Below are 21,873 nucleotides of genomic sequence, written 5' to 3'. Positions count from 1 at the left end.
CGTGCGATGGAGATCGGCGCGCCGTCAAGACCGGGTGCGGCATTAAAAAATATCATCACCCCCAGCGCGGTGCCGGGGTCCGCGCCGGGTGCATTCGCGATAGATCACGCCCGGACGCGTGGTCTGCGAAACGCTTTGCGGCACGACGCTGATCCCCACGCCGACCGAGACCGGGGAGATCGCGGTCTGAAAATCCTGTGCCGGCTCCATCGCCGCGGGTTCAAATCCTTCCTCCTTGCGGATCGGCAGGTTCACGGACAGTTCCCATACGTAATTGGTCGGAAATTACTGAAACACGAATCCCTGCTCATTGGTCGTCCACGCAACTCAAGGGTTCTGATTACTATCAAAAAATTTTATGTCATGATGCCATGTATCATCAGAACTTGTAGGTGAACCCGCCTGAGGTATCGCAAGTTGGTCATCGCGATCTGGTCGAGGCCACGGTGAAGGAACCGGCCGACTTCGACCCCCAGATTTGTCCTGATGCTTTCGGGCTACAGCCTCATGTCAGTGATGCTGGAACTGAACGCCCGTGTCGCAACGCGCGCGCCGGGCATTCACCTGACCTTCGTGCCACAGACTGCCGCGCCAAGCCTTCAAGTCGAACAAGCTGGCTGGTCGCGCGGGTGAAGGACGCGGCAAGCGCGCTGGCAGAGAGGCCATCGGTTTCGTTGCCCTGACAAGGCAGAAACGGACGGAGCCGCTCAACAGGGCGAGAGCCGCGCGCCTACCGTTTCACCACCTCGAAGGACACGCTGAGCGGCCCGTATTCCGGCCAGTTGGTCATCTCGATCTCGCCTACCTGCACCAGGCGTTTGGTCTTCTGCGTGATCTGCTTCAACGTCTCGCGCAAGAGGACCCGTGCCAGCGGTGCGCCGGGGCACATGTGCGGGCCGCGCCCGAAGGTCAGGAGATCGCGCGCCTCGCGGTCGAGCCGGTAGCTGTCGGGGTCGGGAAACACCTCCGCGTCCCGGTTGGCCGAGGTAAAGACGATCGCCACGGGGTCGCCCTTGGCAATCGGGCACCCCCCGATCTCGGTGTCCTCCCGCGCCGTGCGGGCAAACCCGCGATAGGGCGTGTAAAGGCGCAGAAGCTCTTCGAGCGCATCGGGCACGAGATCCGGGGTCGCGGTCAGCTCCGCGTGATGCTCCGGGTGCCGCGCAAGGTGCACCGCCATCGACCCGATGAATGTCGTGGGCGCGATGATCCCCACCAGAAGGAACTGTCGAAGCGCGCCAAGGATCATGTCGTCGGGCAACGGCTCGCCCTCGACCCGCACGGCCAGAAGGCTCGCCGTCGGATCGGTTTCCGGGTCGCGCGGATTGGCGTGGCGGTCCGCGATCAGGTCGGCGGCGATGTCATAAAGTTCGTCCGACTTGGCGCGCAGCAGGTCGAAGTCCATCCGTTGCAGGGCCATGTTGAACTCGGCGCCGACTTCGCGGATCAATTCGGCCTTGTCGGGCGCAAGGTTGAAGAACTGTGCGAGCATGGCGATGGGCAGGTGGAAGGAAAAGTCCTTGCAGATGTCGCCACCACCCGCCTCGATCCAGGGATCGAGAAACCGGGCCACCATCCGCTCCAGATCGGCTTCCCACGTGGCAAGCTTGCCGGGCGTGAGGTGCCGCTGGATCGCGTTGCGATAGGGCTTGTTGTGTGGCGGATCGAGGTGCAGGGGCGGTCGGCGCTGGGTCGTGGCGACACGCGGCACGACGTTCTGCACGGTCGTCGTGAACATCTCCCAGTCCTCGAGAACCTGCCGCGCGTCGGCATGTTTCGTCACCGCCCAGAACCCGCCCATGTCGTCCGACCAGGCCACCGGGCAGTGGCTGCGCAACTCGGCGAAGAGTGCGTGTGGACTGTCGAAATCCTCGGTTTCGGGGACGGTGAAATCTGCCTTGTGCGTCATGCCTTACCTCGCAGGTCGAGTGTCAGGGTGTTGATGCCGAACTCCGTCCAGCGCCCCCAGGTCGGCGTGCCGACGATGGTCAGGCCCGGCTGGGCAAGTAGCGCGTCGGTCATCACTTCGAGTTGAAGCTTGGCCATCGCCTGCCCCATGCACATGTGGGTCGAATAGCCGAAGGTCAGGTGCCGGTTCGGGCTGCGGCGCGGGTCGAACGTCTCGGGGTCGTCGAAGACGCGCGGGTCGCGGTTGGCCGAGCCATAGTTCATCGCGACCGGCGTGCCCTTCTTGATGAAGGTGCCGCCCAGAACCGTGTCCTTCGCGGCGACGCGGGCAAGGCTCTGGTTCGCCGGGTAGAAGCGCAGGATTTCATCGCGGAAGGTCGCCCCAACCTCGGGTTCGTCGCGCAGAAGCTGCGCGTGATCGGGGTGCGTCGCCAGATGGAACGCGAGCGAATTCATCAGGCAGCGTGACGCGATATGCCCGCCGACGAGCAGCAGCCGCACCATCCCCGCAAGCTCGGTCTCGGTGAAGGGCTCGCCCTTGGCCGGATGCGCGAGGATCGAGGAGACCATGTCGCTCTCGGGATCGCGCGGCTCGGCCAGACGGCTTTGCGCGAGCTTGATCGCGAAGGCATCGACCCCCTTCGACATCCGCGCGGCGGTGCCCATGTCGCGGTCCTGAATGGCATGGACATAGGTCGCCGACAGCCGCCCAATCTCGAGCGACTCCTCCGTGTCGAACCCAACCAGAAGACCCAGAGAGCCCTGGCTCATGGGCTCGCCGATCTGGACCGGGAAATCCACGTTGGCCGCGTCCCTCGCCTTGGCGTCCTCGAACAGCCGATCCACCAGCGCGCACAGCTGCGGCTCGAAGGTGCGCACCTTGTTCGCCTTGAACGAGGGGTTCATCGCCTTGCGATACCGTTCGCTATCCGGCGGGTCCTTTTGCAGGGGCAGCCGCGGCAGACCCAGCTTGGGCGAGGCCGGCACGATGGACAGCTTCGTCGCGGTGAAGGTCTCGTGGTCCTTCTCGACCGTCAGGATGTCGTCATATCGCATGACGGTAAAGAATCCGCCCCACTTGTCGCTCCATGCGACCGGGTGGCTTTCGCGCAGCGCGCGCCAGACGGCGGGATAGGTCTCGATGGTTTCGGGATCGTGGGGATCCCACACGGACCTCAGTTCATCAATCTGTTCGGTAGCCATAGAGTGATCTCTGGAACATAGGTAATAAGGATGAGAAACGCCGCCATGATCAGGACGAAGGGGACCATGCCGCGCATCGCCTCGGACATGGGCGCCTTGGCGATGGACGACAGGACGAAGAGGTTCAGACCGATCGGCGGGGTGAGGAAGGCGATCTCCATGTTCACGATCAGGACGATCCCGAAGTGAACCGGGTCGATCCCCAAGGGCGCGAGCACCGGCAGCACGATGGGCGTCACGATCAGCATGACGGCGATGGCATCGAGGAACATGCCGAGGATCAGCATCAGGATGTTGAGCGCAAGCAGGAACTGCCAGGGCTTCAGGTCCGCCTCGATGGCAAACTCCACGATCTTCGTCGGCACGCCCGAGCCGGTGATCCAATGCGCGAAGAGCAGCGCGAACATGACGATGAAGGTCACGGCCGAAGCCGACTTCATCCCTTCGGCCGTCATCGACATGATCTCGCGCAGGCTGACCTCGCGATAGACGAAGACCGCGATCAGCACGCTCGCGATGGCGGCGACACCGGCGCTTTCCGTGACGGTGGTATAGCCGGTGTAGATCCCGATGAAGACGAAGGCCGGGATCGCAATGGCGGGCACCGCGCGAAGGTTCTTGCGGATGAACTCCTCCCGCGTCGCCCGCACGCCCGAGGCATAGCCCTTTCGCCGCGAATAGAAGACGACCCAGGCCCCCAGCAGCAGCGCCTGAATGAGCCCCGGAATGACGCCCGCGATAAACAGGCGCGGCACGCTTTGTTCCGAGATGAGGCCGTAGAGGATCATCGACAGCGACGGCGGGATCAGGATCCCCATCGTACCGGACGCGCCCACCAGACCCAGCGCGAAGGGTCGGTCGTAGTTGCGCGCGACCATCGCCGGGATCAGGAAGGTCCCCATCGCCATCGCAGTGACGACGGACGACCCCGAGATCGCGGCGAAGAGCGTCGTGGCGATCACGGCGACAAGCGCGAGCCCGCCCCGGAAATGCCCAACCCAGGTTTCCGCCGCGTCGATGATGATCCGCGCGATCCCGCCCTTCTGCATGAAGGTCGCGGCGAGCACGAAGAACGGCACCGCAAGAAAGGTGGCCGAGTTCAGCCCCGAAACCGTATGCGCGGCGGCATCCAGGAGCGGCCTGCCTTCAAGAAAGATCATCAGCATCGCCGTGGCGCCGAGCGCAACGAAGATCGGGGCGCCCATTGCCATGAGCACAAGCATCCCCAAGAGGCCGAGGAAAGCGTCCATGTCGTTATTCTCCGCGGCTCGGGTATTCGGTTTCATGCGCGAACGGCTGCTGGCCGTTCAGGAGCATCAGGGCGATCCGGATCAGCATGAGCGCCATGCCGACAGGCAGCGCGAGGAAGACCGCATAGCCCTGCGGCGTGCGCAGCGAGGAGCCTGACCGTTCATCGAGCAGAAGCGCGAAGTCGAAGGCCTGCCAGCCGTAGATCAGCATGACGGCGACAAAGCCGATGGACAGGATCGTCATCGCCCAGGCCAGCACCCGGCGCGGACCCGGGGCCAGCGTGGCCACGAAGACCTCGGTGTGGATGTGCCGCCCTTCCGCGACGATGGCCGCCCCGGCAATCGTGGTGGCCCAGATGATGAAGTAGAGCGAGACCTCGGTCGCCCAGTCGATGGCGAGCGACGGCGCGAACACGCGCAGCGCGCCGCCGCCCAGGAAGATGGCCAGCGAGATGATGAGCAGAAGCCCGATCAGCACGGCCTCGACCCGAGACCAGATCTTCAAGATTCGGGGGATCATGGCAAACCTGTGGTTGGCGCTGCCCCGCCGAAACAGAGCAGCGCGTCGGGTGTCAGCTGTTGCCGTCGAGTGCGGCGGTCACACGCTCGATGAAAGCGGCGTCCATGCCCCCTTCCGTGACGATCTGGTTCTGAAGACCCAGAAGCTCTTCGCGTTTGGTCGCGACCTCCGCCGGGTCGGCGTCCACGACGGTGACGCCGTTCTCCGCCAGAACCGCCCGGGCCTGCGCCAGTTCCTCGGCCGCATGGTCCGCCGCCCAGCCGACGATTTCCGCCCAGCTGTCACGGACGATGGCCTGTTCCTCCTCCGAGAGCTTGTCCATCGTGCGCTGCGACACCACGGGCATGTAATAGCCCCAGCCCGCATTGTCGGCGAAGGCGTTCTGAATGCCGGATTCCCAGAGCTTGCCGCCCGTGATGGTAAGCTCGGTCACGCCACCCATGCCGTCGATCTGGCCCTGGCTCAGCATCAGCGGAATCTCCGAGCGTGCCGCCGCCTGCGGTGCGCCGCCCATTTCCTTGAGCACGCCCACGACCACCGGCGACGGCGGTGTGGCGAGCTTCAGCCCGGAGAGATCGGCATAGCTCGTGACCGGAGTGTCGGTGGTAAAGGCGGTGTGCTGCGGCGCGAAGAGAAAGGCCGGGCCGGGCACGTTGATGCCCTTCTTCGCCATCATCTCACCCAGTTCGTCACCGATCGGACCGGAAAGGATCGCGTTCGCTTCCTCCGCCGTGCGCCCGAAGAAGACGGGCAGGATCGAGAACGACAGGTTCGGCTCGAACTGGCTCATCGTCACGTTGGCCTGAATGGACATGTCGAGCGCGCCCGAGGCGAGCGCGCGGATCGCATCGGCGGATTTGTAAAGCTGTGCCGCCGGGAACACTTCGACGGTCAATTCGCCGCCGGATTTCTCCTCGATCAGCTCGGCCCATCTTTCGGCCGCGAGGTTGCGCACATGGCCGGGCGGCGTTTCCACCGACAGGCGCAGTTCGGTGGCCGCAAAGGCGGCGCTCGCGGCCGTGGCCATGAGCGCGCCAAGCAAGGTGGTCTTGATTAGGTCCTTCATGTTCTCCTCCCTGAAGGTCGTTGAAATCCGGCGGGATCAGGTCGCCGCCTTGTGAAACTTTTCGTTCTGGGCCCCCAGTTCGGGCGCGCCCCGGTCGGTTCCCGGACTGCCGGTCGCCAAACGGAAGCCGGCGTTCAGAACCCGCTCGCCCGCCACCTCCAGAAACAGGCCCCGCTCCGCGAGATGCGGCATCGCCACCGCCTCCTCCACGTCCATAACCCTCGCTGCCGACAGGCCCTCGGCCCGGAACGCATGTTCCCAATCGAGCGCGTCGCGCGTCGAGAATGACTCGGCCAGTTTCGCGCGCATGGCGTCCGCGTTCTTCAGCCGGTCGATCCGCGTTGCGAAACGCGGATCGTCGAGCAGGTCGGTCAGACCCAGGACCTTCAGCATCTTCGCCACGTGATGATCCTCGACCGCACCGACGGTCAGCTCGCCCGTGCGACAGGCGAAGGTGTCGGCGGTCGGGGCACGGCTGAAGCCACGGTTGCCGGTGCGCATGTGTTTCTGTCCCGCCATGAGCAGCGGATTGACCACTGACGCCAGCATCACGAGCGTCGCGTCGAGCATCGCGACATCGACGTTCTGGCTCTCGACCAGCCCGCGTTCGCGCTGGATGACCGCCGTCTGGATCGCGAAGGCCGCGAGGAGCCCGGAATAGGTGTCCACGATGGGAAAGCCGATCCGCATGGCGGGATCGCCCTCTTCCCCCGACAGCCGCATGAGGCCCGACAGGCTCTGAACGATCTGGTCGATGGCGGCCACGTCGCGCATCTCGCCGGTCTGGCCAAAGCCCGAGACCGAACAATAGATGATCCGGGGATTGAGCGTCCGCGCAGCCTCGTATCCCAGCCCCAACCGCTCCATCACGCCGGGCCGGAAGTTTTCGACAACAATATCGGCCTCGGCCATCAAGCGCTTCGCGGTGGCCAGACCCGCGTCGGTCTTCAGGTCGAGGGACACGCTGTCCTTGCCGATGTTGATGCCCCGGAACGCGGGCGCCATGCCCCATTGATCGCGCGACGGCGCGTAGTTGCGCAGAAGATCCCCGGTCGGCGCCTCGACCTTGATGACCCGCGCGCCGTTGAGGGCGAGGAAATGCGTCGCCAGCGGTCCGGCCACCACGTGACTGAAATCGACGACCCTGAAGCCTTCAAGCGCGCGCGTCATTCTCGTCCTCCCTAATTATGTATCTTTGTGAACTATTATCCGTGAGTCAATGACATTATGTCGCAGGCTGCAGACGTCGGATGGCCTCCGCCACATCGGCCTTGGCCCGTGCCCCGTTCCATTTGCGTGCATCGACCATGTCGGCGTGGATCTCCACCACTTCGACCCCGGCCGCCCGAAGGTCCTCGGTGATGAAGTTGGTCGCATATCCCGACTGCCGGTCCGCCTCGGGCACCAGCACCACGGCAAGGTCGATCCGGTAGTCCCGCGCCTGTTTGACGAGCCAGGCATTGGCCCAGGGCGCCTGATGGAGCTGTTCGTTCATGGTCACGACGCGCGCGGCGAGAGCCCGCAGGTAATCGCCCTTGGCGCGGCGGATATAGCCATCGGCGGCGAAGGGCAGATACATCGACCAGGCAAAGACCGCGCCGAAGTCTTCTTCGAAGGCGGTGTAGAAGCGCGTGTCGAACCACAGCCCCGCGCCGATCCACATCATGCGGACGCGCTCGTCCTCGACCACCGCGCGCCCGGCGGCGATGCGTTCGCCCACCGCGTCGCGGAACCGTTCGGCATGGGCCACTGCCCAGTCCGACCCCCGGTGCCACTGCGGGATCATCACGTTGGGGATCTGCTCGCCGATCCGCACAGGCATCCGTTCGGCCCCCGCGATCATCCGGCTCGCGTCCTCGAAGATCAGCTCCTGCTGTTCGATCCGCTCCATGTAGGCGCCGAAGCCCGCGTGGTCGAAATCCCGCCCCGTGATCTCCTCCACCTGCCCGATCAACTCCACGATCTGCGCCTGCATCAGGTCGAGCCGCGCGGTGCCGTAGAGCATTTCCCAATCGTCGCGCGCCCGCACCCACCAGTCATTCAGGTTCTCCGCCGCCGCCGGGGCATGCAGCAGCGCAAGCCGCGCGCCCACCTTGTCGGCATACATCTGGAACAGGCGTTGCTGGTCGTCCGACGATTGCCGCGCGCAGAGGATCGCGGGGGCGGGCAGACCGCCCCAGGGCTGATGCTCCGGGTCGCCGTCCAGCGCGGAGATCACGCCCATCGCCGAGTATTTTGCGAGGCTGTCGTGAAACCCCATCTCAGCCCCGCGATCGAGCGTATAGGTCGACAACTGCTTGGCCGCGATGACCGATGACCACCATTGATTGACGACGACCGGCATGCCCATGGCATGGAAAATCTCATGCGGAGTGTCGGCGTTGACGAAGGCGAACTTCGCCCCGCCTTCGATCTGCGACCGCAGGGATTTGGTCCAGACGCGCTGGTATCCCATCGCCTCGGCGGAAACGGACAACGGTTCGTAGGCCATCAGACGCCCTTCCCGATCACGATGTCGCCGGGCGTCGGCCATCGTGGCAGAAAGCCCAGATCGGCAAAGCCCACGCCCTGCCCCGCGCAGAGGTCGCGCACCTGCGGCATGAGCCAGCCCCAGAGATCGTCATGGGGGTCCACCTGCCAGACGACCCTGTCGATCCGATGTTCTGTCAATGCCGCCGCGATGCCCGGCAGATAGAGGGGCTTCGGCTGACGCGCGGCGAAGGGGTTCGCCGCCTGCGCCGTAAGGGCGGCGTCCAACCCCCGGCCTCGCGCGGCACAGGCCTGATCCAGCGCCTGCTGGTCGAGCACGAGGTGCCCGATCCGGTCCAGCGCGGCGTGAAGCACCGAGTTGCCAAACGGCGCCCCCAAAAGGGCGAGCCGAGGACCCTGCGCCCGATGGGGCCGTGGCTCATCGCGCCGTCCTGCCCGGATGTCGAAGGCATCCGCCCCGGAGACGACCCCCTCCGCTTGCGCCGCGAGCAGCGCGTCGAAGCGCTCCGACGGAGCCTTCACGCCTTCGTCCGGCACCCAGCCCAAAGCCGTCAGCACCTCCACCAGCCGCGCCAGTTCGGCCCGGTTGAACCGGTCCGCCGCCGGATGATCCGCGGGCAGGATGTTCAGCATCACGGGCACCGGCGCGCTTTTCGGGATCACCCCCCGCCGCGCCAGTTCAAAGGCATATTGGCAGGCGATCATCGCGCCGGGGCTTTCCCGCAGAAAGATCAGCGCGCCGAGGTCGTCGAAATCGCCCGCCGCCAGTCCGCGCAGAACCGACACCGCGAATGGGTCCATGAAACACTCGATATAGCGGTCGGCCGCCGTCCCTGCCCGCGCCTGCCGCAGCGTGACGTCGACCGGCTCGAGCCCGACGGACGCGAGCACACCGTAAGGCACGCCAAAGCCGAGAACACCTGTTCGCATCCTGTCCTCCCTGCTACTTGGTTCACTAAATGAACCACATGTTTGCGTCAACGTCTTGCATTGTTTGCGCGAATTGTGGACCTTGTTCGCGCGAAGGGGATGAATGTGAACGACCAACAGAAAACCGGCAAGTCACGGATCATCCTGGGCCCTTTGGCGCAGGACATGCCCTTCATGATCCGCAACCTTCATTCCATGCTGCGCTCGGTCGGCGCGTCGATCCGGGGGCCCCTCAACCTCGAAACCGGGTCGATCGGGATCCTGAGCCTGATCTGGGTGAATCCTGGCATCTCGCAGAACGATCTGGCCGAAAACCTCGCGATGAAGAAATCCGCCATCGCCAAACTGGTGAAGTCACTGGAAAAACAGGGCTGTCTCGAACGCAAGCGCGTGCCCGGCGACCGGCGAATGAACGCGATCACCCTGACCTCCAAGGGCCACGAGATGATCGCCTCGATCCGTGCCTTGTCGATGCCCCTCAACGAAGAGGTGGTCGAAGGCATCCCGAAGGACGACCTCGAAACCTTCTACCGGGTGCTCGCGACGCTTCACAACAAGCTCGCCGACCGCGTGTCGATCGGCGCTTCCTGGCTCGACGACTGACAGCCACGCGTCAGCGAAAATAGGTCTCCTCCGCAACGACCCGAAGATCGGGCAAGAGCACCAAGATCTCTGACAAGCATTCGACCCCATAGGCTTTTTCGTGCCGCCGGTAGGTTCCCTCGGAACGAAGCGACGCCTTACCGAACAGGCTCTCCCCCGCCGGCGTGATTGCCATCATATGCCGTCGGGCGCCCCCCGAGACGACGGTTTCAATCGTCAGCGCCAGAAAGTTGCGCGGCCCGGCGATAGTCTTTCAACACGTTGAATGACCCACCGTACAAAAGCCCCGCCAGGCAGTCCCGTCACGCCCCGATGCGCCCGATGGACAGGCTGGCCTGACGCAGGACATCGAGCACCTGATCCAGCGTCTCCGGGTCGCTCAGCCTGTTGGTCGAGGCGGTGGTCGACAGTGTGAAGGGCACATCGCCCAGGGCCCCGACCGGCACCGCGACCCCTGCCGCGCCCGCCTCGAACTCGCCGGAGACGACCGCGTACTCCTGTATTCCCACGGAGACAATCTCCTCGCGCAGCGTCGTCGCGTCGGTGACAGTCGCCTCCGTATGGCGCGGTATCGGTGCCGACAGCGCCGTCTCCATGGCCCCCGATCCCGCCCGTGCCAGAAGCATCCGTCCCACCGCCGTGTGGAGCAGCGGCAAGGTGCTCCCGACCGACAGGCCGAGCGTGACCCGCGCACTCGCAGGCGCGGCCCTGTCCACATAGACCGCCCGGCCCCGATCCAGCGTCGCGAGCGCGACCTCGAGGTTCAGCGCATCGGCGGCGTGGCGCAGGACGGGCTGCACCCGCCGGCCCACGTCCAGCCCGGTCAGATACCCCCCGCCAAGCGTCAGCACACGCGGCGCGAGCCGGAACCCCCGGCCGTCGCGCACCAGAAACCCTTCCGCCTCGAGCGTCAGCACCAGACGGCGCAGCGTGGCCCGGTCGAACCCCGTCGCGACGCCGAGCGCGGGCAAGGTCAGGGGACCGGACTGCGCCTCGAAACAGCCGAGCACCGTGAGCCCCTTGGCAAGTGTCGCGGCGAACGTTTTCTCGGTCATCGCTTCCCCTTTGACAGGCCGGAGAGCCGGTGGCACAGTTCATATAATGATTGTTCTGTGCGATAAACGCACATTTCGCAAGGAGGGAACCGATCCGATGTCCGAAGACTGGGTCCGCATCGCTGCCAGCGCCGACCTTGACCGGCCCCGGCCCCTGATCCCCGTCTCGCTCGCGGGCAAGCGGCTCGTTCTGTTTCGCGACAACACCGGCGCGCTCGGCCTCATCGGGCGGAACTGTCCGCACCGGGGCGCCGACCTGTGCTATGGTCGGCTCGAAGACAACGGACTGCGCTGCCCGTTCCACGGCTGGCATTTCGACCGCACCGGCCAATGCGTCGAACAGCCCGCCGAACCGGAAGGGTCGCGCATGCATGAACAGATCCGGGTGCCGATGATCCCGGTCCGCGAAATCGACGGCGAGATCTTTGCGCTGATCGGCGCGGACCTTGCAGCAACCGCCCCGGCCGATAACCCTTCGACGGAGGAGCGCCCATGATCAGCGCCGCCCTGAACGACCGCCTGACCCGCATCGGCCCCGGAACCCCGGCGGGCGCCGTGCTGCGCCAGTACTGGCAGCCCGCGGCGCTTGTCGACGAACTGGCGCACGGGCCCTTGGTGCCTGTCAATCTCATGGGGGAACGGCTGGTGCTTGTCCAAGGCGACCAGCCGCACCTCGCCACGCGCTTTGTCGCGCCGGACGAGCCGCCCACGCATTATCCCGCCTCGGACGAGATCGAAATCGACGAAGGGGGCCCCACCTATCCGGTGGACATCCGCGCCGGTGCGGTCTGGGCCTATCTCGGCGAAGGCGCGCCCCCGCCCTTCCCGAACTTCGACTGTTTCCGCGCGCCCGAGACCCATGTCTTCGCCTTCAAGGGCCTGTGGGAATGCAATTGGCTCCAGGCGCTCGAAATCGGTATCGACCCGGCCCATGCCTCGTTCCTGCACCGCTTCCTCGAGGACGAGGACCCGTCCGAAGGCTATGGCCGGCAGTTCCGGGACAAGGCGGGCACGACCGAAATTCCGATGACCAAGCTCCTGCGCGATTACCCCCGCCCGGACATTCAGGTGGATGACACCGACTACGGGCTGAAGATCACCGCGCTCCGTCATATGGAGGACGGGCGCACCCATGTCCGCGTGACGAACCAGATCTTCCCCGACGCGATCTGCATTCCCATGTCGCGGGAAATGACCATCACCCAGTGGCACGTCCCGGTGGATGACGTGACCACATATTGGTTCACCGTCTTCACGAGCTTCGACAAGCCGGTGAACAAGGACCTGATGCGCGAACAGCGTCTCAAGGAACATCGCCTGCCGGATTATGCGCCGCTCAAGAACCGGGCGAACGACTATCAATACGACCCCGAGGAACAGGCGCGGCTGACCTATACGGGCATGGGGCTCGATATCAACGTGCACGACCAATGGGCAGTCGAAGGCATGGGCGCGATCCAGGACCGGACGCAGGAACACCTCGGGCGATCGGACGTGGCGATCATCCGCTATCGCCGGCTCCTGCGCCGTGCGATGGACGCGCTCGAGACCGGCGAAGCGGGTCTCCCGATGCAGGACGCCGACGCCGCGATGATCCGGGGCCCGCTGTCGAACGACGCCATCGGGGACACCGCCGACTGGGAGACGGCGAGCCATCAGGCCGACCTCGCCCGCCGCTCCACCTGCCCCTGGGATGCGACCGTATGAAAGACGACGCCGCGGCCCATCTGCGCGCAGGCAAACTCGCGCGCCGGGGCCTTTTGACCGAGGCGCAGATCACCCGAGCCGCAGGCCTTTTGTCCGAGGTGGCAGCCGCCGGGCTCGAAACGATCCGCGTCCTCTTTCCCGACCAGCACGGGCTCCTTCGTGGCAAGACGGTTGCCGCGCGCACGCTGTCCTCGGTCTTCGAGAACGGCCTTTCCGTGCCGTCGACCGTGCTCCTGAAGGACACGGCGAACCGGACGGTCTTCGACATCTGGAACGGCGATCTTACGCTCGACGGAACCCCGCTCACCGGATCGGCGGATGTGCTTCTCGTGCCTGATCCCGATGCGCTGACTCCGCTCCCCTATGCGCCGCATTCCGGCATCCTGATGTGCGACCTCGCCTTCACCGATGGAACGCCCGTGTCGGTCGCGCCGCGCAATGTGCTGCGCCGGTCCATCGCGCTTCTAGGGGAGGCAGGGTTTCAGTCCGTCATGGGCCTCGAAGTCGAATTTCAGGTCTTCGAGGTGACGGACACGTCCCTCGACCACGACGCCTCCACCATGCCGCCCGCACCGATCCGGACCCGCAACCTGACGCAGGGCTGGTCCTATCTGTCCGCCACGCGCTATGGCCAGGTCGAGCCGCTCCTCGACACGCTGCGCCGCCATGCCGAAGCGATGGGCCTCGCCCCCCGGTCGATGGAAATCGAAATGGGGCCGAGCCAGTTCGAGTTCACCTTCGACGCCTCCGACCCCCTGACCCAGGCCGACCGTTTCGTGCTTTTTCGCACCATGGTCAAAGAGGTCTGCCAGGCGCAGGGCCTGCACGCGAGCTTCATGGCCAAACCCCGCGTCCCCCATGCCGCGGCAAGCGGCTGGCACATCCACCAGTCACTCCTGAAGGATGGCCGCAACGTGTTCACACCGGACACCGACGGCACACTGACCGACACCGCCTCCGCCTGGGTCGCGGGGCTGCTCGTCCATGCCGGGGCCTGTTGTCTCCTGACCAATCCCACCGTGAACAGCTACAAGCGGTTCTCCGAGTTCCAGCTTGCGCCCAACCGTATCCAGTGGGGCACCGACAACCGGGGCGCGATGCTGCGCGCCCTCCTCATGGCCGGCGACCCCGCCTCACGGATCGAGAACCGGGTCGCGGACACCACGGCGAACCCCTATTACGCACTCGCCTCGCAGATCCTCGCCGGGCTCGACGGGATCACGCAGGGGCGCAGCGCGCCCCCGCCCACCGCCACGCCCTATGACGCCGACAACGCGCCGCTTCCCGACAGCCTCGTCGCCGCCATCACGGCCTTCGAGACCAGCGATCTTTTCGTCCGCGCCCTTGGCCCCGGGCTGAAGTCCTATCTCTCCCACCTCAAACGCGCCGAATGGCAACGCTACCTCGCGACGGTGTCGGAGTGGGAACAGGCGGAGTATTTCAACCTCTACTGACCGCCCCCGGCTGGCACATGCACCACGCGGTCGCCCTCGCTCCGGCTCTCGATCTCGCCCCGGCGCACCAGCCGGTTCACATGGGCCAGCGTCTCGGTGAAGGCAAAGCTCATCTGGTGCGGGTCAAGCTTGCGCGTGAAGAGGATCGGCACCAGATCGGCCACCGTATGCGGCCGCCGGGCACAGGCCTCGCGGATCAGATCGCAACGCTCCTCGTGATGCGCTTCCAGCTCGGTGCAGCGGGCATGGAGCCCGTAGAACGGCCGGCGATGACCGGAGAGCACCAGAACGTCGTCGGGAATCTCGGACCGGATCAGCCGGAGCGAGCGCAGGTAATGCCCGAGGGGATCGCCGTTGGGGTCACCCTCGAAGACGCTGATGTTGGGCGAGATGCGTTCGATCACCTGATCGGCTGCGAAGAACAGCTTCTCGGCCTCGCAATAAAGCATCACCTGCTCCTGCGCATGGCCCTCGCCCGTCATCACCCGAAAGCTGCGCCCGCCGATCTCCAACACATCCGCCATCACGAGACGCAGGAACTGAAGCGGCATGGGATAGACGTGCTTGAGGTATTCGTTGCCGCGAATGGCGACGAGGCTCGCCAATTCCTCGCTCATCCCGTGGCTGCGATAGAAGCTGAAGGAATTGCGCGTGTCGGCGTCCGACCGTCCCTGCGAAATCACGCGCACCCCCATGTAGGTCGAGTAACTGGTGAGAAGCGGTGCGTCGAACCTCTCGCAAAGCCAGCCGGCCAGCCCCACGTGATCCGGGTGTGCATGGGTCACTATCACCCGCGTGACAGGCGCGCCCTCAAGCGGTCCGGCAAGGAAATTCTCCAGCGTTGTCATTGCCTCTTCGGTGCGAATGCCGGTGTCGATGATCGCCCAGCCCTCGCCGTCGCGGATGAAATAGATGTTCACGTGATCGAGCAGATAGGGCAGCGGCAGGCGCATCCACAGGATCCCTTCCGCGATTTCCACCACGTCACCGAAGGCGGGCATTTCGTCGAAGGGAAACTGAAGCGGCCCGTTCGTGGCGGGTGTGTCGGAACGTGTCGTCGCGGTCATGTCATGCCCTTTCATCCTCAGTCCCGGGACTTCTGACATGTTCCGGCGCCGAGGTCAGGCCCGGACTTGGTCTATTTCCCGCATATCCGACATAGGTTTCTCCATCCGCCGGATCACTCGAGCCGCGCGATGAAGGCCAGCGCCGCCGTGGCGATCCGCTCGGCGGTTTCGGGGACGAGGTGAAGATGGTGGTCGCCCGCAATCTCCAGCACTTCGTAATCCGCGATCAGGGTCCGCGCCGCCGCGACAACCTCCTGCGCCTTCGTACGTTTCTGCAAAAGCCCCGCATCGCCCCAGATGTTGAGCACCGGACAGGCGATGGCCCGGAGCACGTTTTCGACATCCCGACGCCCAAGCCGCATCGCGGAACTCGCGAAGAGCCGAGGGTCGCCGCGCAACTGCACGCCGCCCTCCACGCGCTCCAGCGCCCGATCCGCCAGCGCCTCGGAGGTGACGGCGGAATTGCCCTGCGCTACCCGCCGCGCGACATAGTCGTCCCGCGAGGCGAAGGTCCGCGAAGGCCGGGTCCTGCGCGCCCGCGTCTCTTCGACAAAGGCGCGCAAAGTCGCGACCGTGTTCTCGGGATCGGCAGGCTCCACCGTGAGCGAGTCGATGGCGATCACGCCGCGCACCCGTTCCGGCTGGGCCGCCGCAAAGAGCGACGCGATATTGGCCCCGCGAGAATGACCGACCAATACGCAGCGGTCCCATCCCATCTGGTCGAGCAGTCCCGCGATCTGCGGCAGGTCGTCCCAGATGTTATAGGTCGCATGCGCCGCGCGATGCCCGCTCAACCCCTGCCCGCTCAGGTCGAGCGCGACGACACGGCAGCCGGTCAGGCGCGGTGCAAGTTCCGCGAAACTCCCGGCGTGATCCATCCAGCCGTGGAGCGCCAGAACCGGCGTCCCGTCCTCTGGGCCCCAGACCAGCCCGGCATAGGTCAGGTCATCGACGACCCATGTGGCCTCGGTGGGTGCGCTCCCGTCCATCTCATCGCTCCGCTCTGCTTCCCCGTGCTGATACACAAGCGTGCCGGGGCGGGAAAGGTGAGCAGACGCGCAACCCCTCTGCGGCGGACGCGCAGAAGCATCCCGAAGGCCTTCGTCAGCCGTCGTAATCCCTGTCGGCGACCTTCTCCATCCAGGTGACGGTGCTTCCGTCCACCGCTTCCTGAATGGCGATATGGCTCATCGCCGTCTCCGGCGCAGCGCCGTGCCAGTGTTTCTCGCCCGCCGGGAACCAGACGACATCGCCCGGACAGATCTCTTCGACAGGTCCGCCCTCGCGCTGCACCCGCCCGCGCCCGAAGGTGACGATCAGCGTCTGGCCCGCCGGATGCGTGTGCCAGGCCGTGCGCGCGCCGGGCTCGAACGTCACGTGGACACCGACCGCCCGGCCGGGCGCTTCCGCCTGAAACAGGGAGTCGATACGCACTTTGCCGGTGAACCACTCCTCTGGGCCGGGTCTTGAGGGCGTGGTGCCCGATCGGGTGATTTTCATCCTGTCGCTCCCTCTGCCAGTAACGCTTCCTGCAAGGATAGACCCGCGCGCACCTCCCTGACGATAGCCCAGTTCGCCTCGCCCTCGCTTGCGCGAACGGGCTGAAGACTGGTAAGGAGCGCGGGAAAAGCCGGGCGCCGGGCTCACCGGATCGCGATGCGGCTCAGACATCAGAGAACAGGCCGACATGACCCAACCGATGCACAGAATGCGCCGCCTGCGCCGCACCCCGCAACTTCGCCGCATGGTTCAGGAAACCCGCCTGACGCTCGACGATTTCATCTATCCCGTCTTCGTGGACGAAGGCATCGACCGGCCCATGGCGATCGAGACCATGCCCGGCCTCAACCGCATCCCTGAAAGCGGCCTTGCCGAGGAAATCCGCGCCATCGCGGCGGACGGCGTGCGTGCGGTGATGCTCTTCGGGATCTCGCACCACAAGGACGCGACCGGCAGCGACACGCTCGACCCCGGCGGGCTGATGGCGCGCATGACGCGCACCGCCAAGGCCGCCGTGCCCGAGATGATCGTCATCACCGACAACTGTTTCTGCGAATACACCGACCACGGGCATTGCGGCGTCGTCCATGACGGCGACGTGGACAACGACATGACCTGCGAGAACCTCGGCAAACAGGCCGTGATCGCCGCCCAGGCCGGGGCCGACATGGTCGCCCCCTCGGCCATGATGGACGGCCAGATCGAAGCGATGCGCAGCGCGCTCGACGCCGCTGGTTTCGCCCATATCCCGATCATGTCCTATTCGTCGAAGTTCGCCTCCGCCTTCTACGGTCCCTTCCGCGCCGCGGCGGGATCCGAGCTCGACGGTGACCGCAAGGCCTATCAGATGGACCCGATGAACCGTCGCGAAGCCCGGCGCGAGTCCGAGATCGACGAGATGGAAGGCGCGGATTTCCTGATGGTGAAGCCGGCGCTCCCATACCTCGACGTGCTGCGCGACCTGCGCGAGATGAGCGATCTGCCCCTCGTTGCCTATCACGTGGGCGGTGAATACGCGATGATCAAGTTCGCAGCCCAGGCCGGCGCGCTCGACGAAATGGCCTGCGTGCTCGAATCCCTCGGCTCGATCAAGCGCGCCGGCGCAGACATCATCATCACCTATTTCGCCCGCGACGTCGCACGGTATCTGTCAAAGCAGTAACCCGGCGCAGCGCCCGCGTCAGTGCATGGAAAGCCGCGCCGCGTTCCCCCCGGCCACGCGCCCGAAGATCACCGCGCTCCCGACCGACGCACCGCCGCCTGCGTAACAGGGTCCCGCGAAGCCCCCGGTCGTCTCGCCTGCCGCGAAAAGCGCCGGGATCGGCCGATTGTCGAGCCCCAGAACCCGCGCCTCCGCGTCGATGCGAAGGCCGGTGCCGGTCCAGCAAACCACGGCTGGCCGGATACGCGCGCCATAGAACGGCCCCGTCTCGACCGGGCGCAGATGGGTGGCTGCCTTGAAATACTGGCTGTCCACCCCGGCGCGGGCGTCTTCGGAATAGTGCTCGGCCGTCGCTTCCAGCGCTCCTGCCCTAATCCCCAGTTCCTCAGCCAGTTCGGCAAGGGTCGCCGCCGATTTCAGCTTGCCGTTCGCCGCGAACCCCGCCAGCCGATCCGCCGCCCAGTTGGGCGCGGGATGCGCCTTGGCCTCTGCCCGGGCCGCCTCGTCGAAAATCGCGAAACACTCGCCGGCCGTCTGTTCGCCCAGCACCTCGGAGAGCACGGAATATTCCGTCGCCTCGTCGATGAACCGCCGCCCCTCGTGGTTCACATGCATGAGCCACGGCGGCAGGTATGGCTCCAGATCCTCGGCGAACCCCGGTGTCATCAGGAGCAGCCCCCGGTTCAGCCCGGCGATATCCGCGCCGATCCCGCGTGCCATTTCGATCCCGTCGCCCCGGCATTCGTCGGCGCCGATATACCAAGCGAGCGCCCCCTGTTTCGCCGCTGACGGATAGAGCTCGGCCCAGAGCCGCCGGTTGTTCCCGAAGCCGCCCGAGGCGATGATCACCGCCCCCGCCGTGACCTCTTCGCCCCCAACCCGCACGCCCGCGCAGCGCCCGTCCCGCATGACGAGCCCCTCGACACGGGTATGCGTCGCAAGGTCCACGCTCCGCCCCGACAAGGAGCCCTCGAGCGCGTCCGCAATATCCTCGCCATGTCGCTCCGCCCGATGCCCGCGTGGCAGCTTGTCGACGCCCGAGACATAAAGATTTTCGAGCGGAGAACTCGCGCCCATGCCGACGAGCCATTCAAAGGTCGGCCCCGACAGGTCGCAGTAGCGCCGCACCAGCGCCGGCTCCACTTTGTATTGATTGACCGTCATGTAGTAGTGGAACTGGTCGTCCGGGTTGTCCTCGATCCCGGCCCGCCTTTGGAGCGAGGTGTTCGACGCCCAGAACACGCCGCCCGACAGCCGCGTCGATCCTCCGGCCCGCGCGCCCGCCTCGAGCAGGAGCACCCGCGCGCCCTGCGCCGTCGCCTCGGACGCCGCCGCCAGCCCCGCGCCGCCCGCGCCCACCACGATCACGTCGAAATCATTGTCGGCCATGTCAGCCCCCTATCTCGCGTTCGCCTTGATCATGTCGGCGCATTTCTCGCCGATCATGATGCAGGGCGCATTGGTGTTGCCCGCCGGCAGGCGCGGCATGATCGAGGCATCGGCAACGCGCAGCCCGTCGATCCCGTGAACCCGCAGCCGCGCATCCACGACCGCCCCCTGCCCCGCGTCAGGCCCCATCATGCAGGAGCCAACCGGGTGCAGGTTGGCAATCGCAGCACCACGCAGCCAGTCCTCGATCGCCTCGGGCCCATCGACACCCGGCCCCGGCGCGATCTCTTCCTCCATGAACCCCGCCAACGCCGGTTGCCGCGCGATGTCGCGGATCAGTTCCACCGCCCGCACCATCGTCGCCCGGTCCACCGGATCCTCGAAGAAGTTCTGCCGGATCGCGGGCGCGGCCATCGGGTCGGCGCTCGCCAGCCGCAGGGTGCCGACCGCACGAGGGTCGAGGTGCACAGGGCTCATCGTGAAGCCCGGATGATCATGCGCCTTCATCCCCGATTTCGTCCGGCTCGCCACGGTCCACATGTTGGTGTTCACCTGAATGTCGGGACGATGCTTGTCCGGCGAGGACCGCATGAAAATCCCCGCAAAGATACCGTTGGACGCGAGCGGCCCGCGTCTGGCCAGAACATATTGCGCCCCGGCGATCACCTGCTTCAGTTTGGAATTGGCCAGTTCGTTGATCGTAATCGGCTCCCGGCATTTGAACATGAGCGAGCAGTAGAAATGGTCGCGCAGGTTCTCGCCCACGCCGGGCAGATCATGCACCACGGGCACGCCCCTCTCGGCCAGATGCCCCGCCGGACCGATGCCCGACAGTTGCAGCATCTGCGGCGAGCCAAAGGCCCCGCCCGACAGCACCACCTCGCCCCGGTCCGAAAGCCGCGCCGTTTCGATCCCCTTGGCCGTCCGGTATTCGATCCCCACCGCCCGCTTGCCGTCCAGCAGAACCCGCGTCAGATGACCGCCCGTCACCACGATGAGGTTCGACCGTCCCCGCGCCGGGTGCAGATAGGCGCGCGCGGAGGACCAGCGCTTGCGGTCCTTGGTCGTGGTCTGGAAATATCCCACGCCCTCCTGCTCGGCCCCGTTGAAATCCGGGTTGCGCGGGATCCCTGCCTCGACCGCCGCCGCGACGATGGCATCGGCCACGGGCGACCCGCCCGCCTGATCCGACACCCTAAGCGGCCCGCCGACACCGTGGAAATCGTCAGCGCCGCGCACATTGTCCTCGGCCTTCTTGAAATAGGGCAGCACATCCTCCCAGCCCCAGCCGGTGTTCCCCATCTGCCGCCAGAGGTCGTAATCCTCGCGGTGCCCGCGGATATAAAGCATCCCGTTGATCGCGCTCGACCCGCCCAGCACCTTGCCGCGCGGGTGATACATCCTGCGGTTCCTGAGCTCCGGCTCCGGCTCGCTTTCGAACATCCAGTTCACGCGCGGATCGGTGAACAGCATGGGGTATCCCATCGGCGGCGTGATCCAGAAGGCCTTGTCTTCCGGCCCCGCCTCGAGGATCAGGACCCGCGCCTTGGGGTCTTCCGAAAGACGCGCGGCGACGACGCAACCCGCCGACCCCGCGCCCACGACGATGTAGTCGTAAGTCTCAGGCATCGCCCGTGATCCGGTCGATCTCGGCCAGATCCTCGGCACTCAGCACCCAACCCGTCGCCGCCACATTCGCCGTGACTTGCTCGGGCTTCGTCGCGCCTGCCATGACGCTCGCCACAGTGGGTCGGGTCAGGAGCCAGGAGAACGCCAGTTCGACCAGCGATTTCCCCCGAGCCTCGCAGAACGCCATGAGCGCCTCGGTCTTGTCCCAGTTGGCCTCGGTGAGATAGCGCGTCGCCATCCGGTCGAGTTTTGCGAAACGGCTTCCTTCCGGCACGCCCTCCTCACGCTTGTATTTGCCCGTGAGCAGACCCGAGGCGAGCGGGAAGTAGGGCAGAAACCCGACGCCATAGCGGTCGAGTGCCGGCAGCAGCGTCTTTTCCTTCCCGCGCACGAGGAGGCTCAGTTCGTCCTGAATGGAAACGAACCGATGCGTGCCAAGCTCCCGCGCCAGATACTCGGCCTCGACCACTTCCCAGGCCGCAAGGTTGCAGGCCCCGACATAGCGCACCTTGCCGTCCCGGATCAGGTCGTCGAACGCGCGCAGCGTCTCGTCGATGGGGGTCGAGGGATCCGACCAGTGAAGCTGATACAGGTCGATGTAATCGGTCTTGAGCCGCCTCAGACTGTCCTCGACTGAGGCCATGACGTTCCACCGGCTGCCGCCCTTGGTGCCGTCCGGCATCTCCAGCCCAACCTTCGTGGACAGGAGCACCTTCTGCCGCTTGTCCCCGAGGATATTGCCCAGCATCGTCTCGGACTTGCCGCCGCCGCCATAGACATTGGCGGTGTCCAGAAACGTCACCCCGGCGTCGATGGCGGCATCCACCACGGCGCGGCTCTGCGCCTCGTCGATGGTCCAGCCGAAGTTGTTGCAGCCCAGTCCGACCGCCGAAACCTTCAGCCCCGACCGCCCGAGATTACGATACTCCATGCGCCGTCC

At 65.7% G+C, this 21,873-nt stretch carries 22 protein-coding genes; 6 read left to right on the top strand and 16 right to left on the bottom strand.

Annotated elements, in window-relative coordinates; translation table 11 throughout:
- Nucleotides 1-42 precede the first annotated feature (42 nt).
- Nucleotides 43-255, bottom strand: coding sequence for a hypothetical protein (locus tag KJP29_RS00270; RefSeq protein ID WP_218461535.1), 213 nt, complete (start codon nucleotides 253-255; stop codon nucleotides 43-45).
- Between the two features lie 231 nt (nucleotides 256-486).
- Between KJP29_RS00270 and KJP29_RS00265 the strand changes: the two genes are divergently transcribed.
- Complete coding sequence (locus tag KJP29_RS00265) at nucleotides 487-633, top strand: hypothetical protein (protein ID WP_218461534.1); 147 nt, start codon at nucleotides 487-489, stop codon at nucleotides 631-633.
- Between the two features lie 97 nt (nucleotides 634-730).
- Here the strand turns inward: KJP29_RS00265 and KJP29_RS00260 are convergent, their stop codons facing one another.
- The 8 genes from KJP29_RS00260 to KJP29_RS00225 are packed head-to-tail and all read right to left on the bottom strand — an operon-like array spanning nucleotide 731 to nucleotide 9,367.
- Nucleotides 731-1,909, bottom strand: a complete 1,179-nt coding sequence (locus KJP29_RS00260) for a cytochrome P450 (protein ID WP_218461533.1) — start codon at nucleotides 1,907-1,909, stop codon at nucleotides 731-733.
- Nucleotides 1,906-3,111 (bottom strand): cytochrome P450, encoded by a 1,206-nt coding sequence (locus tag KJP29_RS00255; protein ID WP_218461532.1) that lies wholly within the window; start codon nucleotides 3,109-3,111, stop codon nucleotides 1,906-1,908. Before KJP29_RS00255 ends, KJP29_RS00260 begins: the two co-directional genes overlap by 4 nt.
- A complete protein-coding gene (locus tag KJP29_RS00250) occupies nucleotides 3,084-4,361 on the bottom strand; it encodes a TRAP transporter large permease (RefSeq protein WP_218461531.1) in 1,278 nt (425 codons plus the stop codon). Before KJP29_RS00250 ends, KJP29_RS00255 begins: the two co-directional genes overlap by 28 nt.
- 4 nt (nucleotides 4,362-4,365) lie before the next feature.
- Nucleotides 4,366-4,881 (bottom strand): TRAP transporter small permease, encoded by a 516-nt coding sequence (locus KJP29_RS00245; protein ID WP_218461530.1) that lies wholly within the window; start codon nucleotides 4,879-4,881, stop codon nucleotides 4,366-4,368.
- Nucleotides 4,882-4,933: 52 nt separating this feature from the next.
- Nucleotides 4,934-5,947: a TRAP transporter substrate-binding protein DctP gene (gene dctP, locus KJP29_RS00240; protein WP_218461529.1), complete on the bottom strand. Its 1,014-nt coding sequence runs from the start codon at nucleotides 5,945-5,947 to the stop codon at nucleotides 4,934-4,936.
- Between the two features lie 36 nt (nucleotides 5,948-5,983).
- On the bottom strand, nucleotides 5,984-7,117 hold the full coding sequence (locus tag KJP29_RS00235) for a CaiB/BaiF CoA-transferase family protein (protein WP_218461528.1): 1,134 nt from the start codon (nucleotides 7,115-7,117) through the stop codon (nucleotides 5,984-5,986).
- A 55-nt stretch (nucleotides 7,118-7,172) separates the two neighbouring features.
- The gene (locus KJP29_RS00230) at nucleotides 7,173-8,438 is read right to left on the bottom strand and encodes a 2-hydroxyacyl-CoA dehydratase family protein (protein WP_218461527.1); all 1,266 of its coding nucleotides are present in this window, start codon (nucleotides 8,436-8,438) and stop codon (nucleotides 7,173-7,175) included.
- A complete protein-coding gene (locus tag KJP29_RS00225; RefSeq protein ID WP_218461526.1) occupies nucleotides 8,438-9,367 on the bottom strand; it encodes a hypothetical protein in 930 nt (309 codons plus the stop codon). The genes KJP29_RS00230 and KJP29_RS00225 overlap by 1 nt, the downstream gene beginning before the upstream one ends.
- Before the next feature lie 105 nt (nucleotides 9,368-9,472).
- On the opposite strand from KJP29_RS00225, the gene KJP29_RS00220 reads away from it, so the two are divergent.
- A complete protein-coding gene (locus KJP29_RS00220; RefSeq protein WP_370630745.1) occupies nucleotides 9,473-9,970 on the top strand; it encodes a MarR family winged helix-turn-helix transcriptional regulator in 498 nt (165 codons plus the stop codon).
- 302 nt (nucleotides 9,971-10,272) lie between these two features.
- Here KJP29_RS00220 and KJP29_RS00215 read toward each other — a convergent pair whose 3' ends face one another.
- Nucleotides 10,273-11,025 (bottom strand): IclR family transcriptional regulator, encoded by a 753-nt coding sequence (locus KJP29_RS00215; protein WP_218461525.1) that lies wholly within the window; start codon nucleotides 11,023-11,025, stop codon nucleotides 10,273-10,275.
- 97 nt (nucleotides 11,026-11,122) lie between these two features.
- Between KJP29_RS00215 and KJP29_RS00210 the strand changes: the two genes are divergently transcribed.
- Genes KJP29_RS00210 through KJP29_RS00200 form a run of 3 tightly spaced genes read left to right on the top strand, consistent with a single transcriptional unit; the run spans nucleotide 11,123 to nucleotide 14,186 of the window.
- Nucleotides 11,123-11,521, top strand: a complete 399-nt coding sequence (locus tag KJP29_RS00210; RefSeq protein WP_255553366.1) for a Rieske 2Fe-2S domain-containing protein — start codon at nucleotides 11,123-11,125, stop codon at nucleotides 11,519-11,521.
- The gene (locus KJP29_RS00205) at nucleotides 11,518-12,732 is read left to right on the top strand and encodes an aromatic ring-hydroxylating dioxygenase subunit alpha (RefSeq protein WP_218461523.1); all 1,215 of its coding nucleotides are present in this window, start codon (nucleotides 11,518-11,520) and stop codon (nucleotides 12,730-12,732) included. The genes KJP29_RS00210 and KJP29_RS00205 overlap by 4 nt, the downstream gene beginning before the upstream one ends.
- Nucleotides 12,729-14,186, top strand: a complete 1,458-nt coding sequence (locus KJP29_RS00200) for a glutamine synthetase family protein (RefSeq protein ID WP_218461522.1) — start codon at nucleotides 12,729-12,731, stop codon at nucleotides 14,184-14,186. Before KJP29_RS00205 ends, KJP29_RS00200 begins: the two co-directional genes overlap by 4 nt.
- On the opposite strand, the gene KJP29_RS00195 is transcribed toward KJP29_RS00200, so the two are convergent.
- The 3 genes from KJP29_RS00195 to KJP29_RS00185 all read right to left on the bottom strand — a co-directional run bounded on the left by KJP29_RS00195 (nucleotide 14,180) and on the right by KJP29_RS00185 (nucleotide 16,753).
- The gene (locus KJP29_RS00195) at nucleotides 14,180-15,253 is read right to left on the bottom strand and encodes an MBL fold metallo-hydrolase (RefSeq protein WP_218461521.1); all 1,074 of its coding nucleotides are present in this window, start codon (nucleotides 15,251-15,253) and stop codon (nucleotides 14,180-14,182) included. The two genes, KJP29_RS00200 and KJP29_RS00195, sit on opposite strands and share 7 nt — an antisense overlap.
- A 113-nt stretch (nucleotides 15,254-15,366) precedes the next feature.
- Nucleotides 15,367-16,242 (bottom strand): alpha/beta fold hydrolase, encoded by an 876-nt coding sequence (locus tag KJP29_RS00190; protein WP_218461520.1) that lies wholly within the window; start codon nucleotides 16,240-16,242, stop codon nucleotides 15,367-15,369.
- A gap of 115 nt (nucleotides 16,243-16,357) precedes the next feature.
- Nucleotides 16,358-16,753: a cupin domain-containing protein gene (locus tag KJP29_RS00185; protein ID WP_218461519.1), complete on the bottom strand. Its 396-nt coding sequence runs from the start codon at nucleotides 16,751-16,753 to the stop codon at nucleotides 16,358-16,360.
- 187 nt (nucleotides 16,754-16,940) lie between these two features.
- Between KJP29_RS00185 and hemB the strand changes: the two genes are divergently transcribed.
- Nucleotides 16,941-17,915 carry a porphobilinogen synthase gene (gene hemB / locus KJP29_RS00180; RefSeq protein ID WP_218461518.1) on the top strand — a complete coding sequence of 325 codons (975 nt, stop codon included), beginning with the start codon at nucleotides 16,941-16,943 and terminating at the stop codon, nucleotides 17,913-17,915.
- Nucleotides 17,916-17,933: 18 nt separating this feature from the next.
- Here hemB and KJP29_RS00175 read toward each other — a convergent pair whose 3' ends face one another.
- Genes KJP29_RS00175 through KJP29_RS00165 form a run of 3 tightly spaced genes read right to left on the bottom strand, consistent with a single transcriptional unit; the run spans nucleotide 17,934 to nucleotide 21,864 of the window.
- The gene (locus KJP29_RS00175; protein ID WP_218461517.1) at nucleotides 17,934-19,304 is read right to left on the bottom strand and encodes an FAD-dependent oxidoreductase; all 1,371 of its coding nucleotides are present in this window, start codon (nucleotides 19,302-19,304) and stop codon (nucleotides 17,934-17,936) included.
- Between the two features lie 9 nt (nucleotides 19,305-19,313).
- Nucleotides 19,314-20,933: a GMC family oxidoreductase gene (locus KJP29_RS00170; protein ID WP_218461516.1), complete on the bottom strand. Its 1,620-nt coding sequence runs from the start codon at nucleotides 20,931-20,933 to the stop codon at nucleotides 19,314-19,316.
- Nucleotides 20,926-21,864: an aldo/keto reductase gene (locus tag KJP29_RS00165; protein ID WP_218461515.1), complete on the bottom strand. Its 939-nt coding sequence runs from the start codon at nucleotides 21,862-21,864 to the stop codon at nucleotides 20,926-20,928. Before KJP29_RS00165 ends, KJP29_RS00170 begins: the two co-directional genes overlap by 8 nt.
- Nucleotides 21,865-21,873 lie beyond the last annotated feature (9 nt).

The sequence above is a fragment of the Maritimibacter sp. DP1N21-5 genome, assembly GCF_019218295.1.
Lineage (GTDB): Bacteria > Pseudomonadota > Alphaproteobacteria > Rhodobacterales > Rhodobacteraceae > Maritimibacter.
This window is presented reverse-complemented; position numbering and strand designations above follow the sequence as displayed.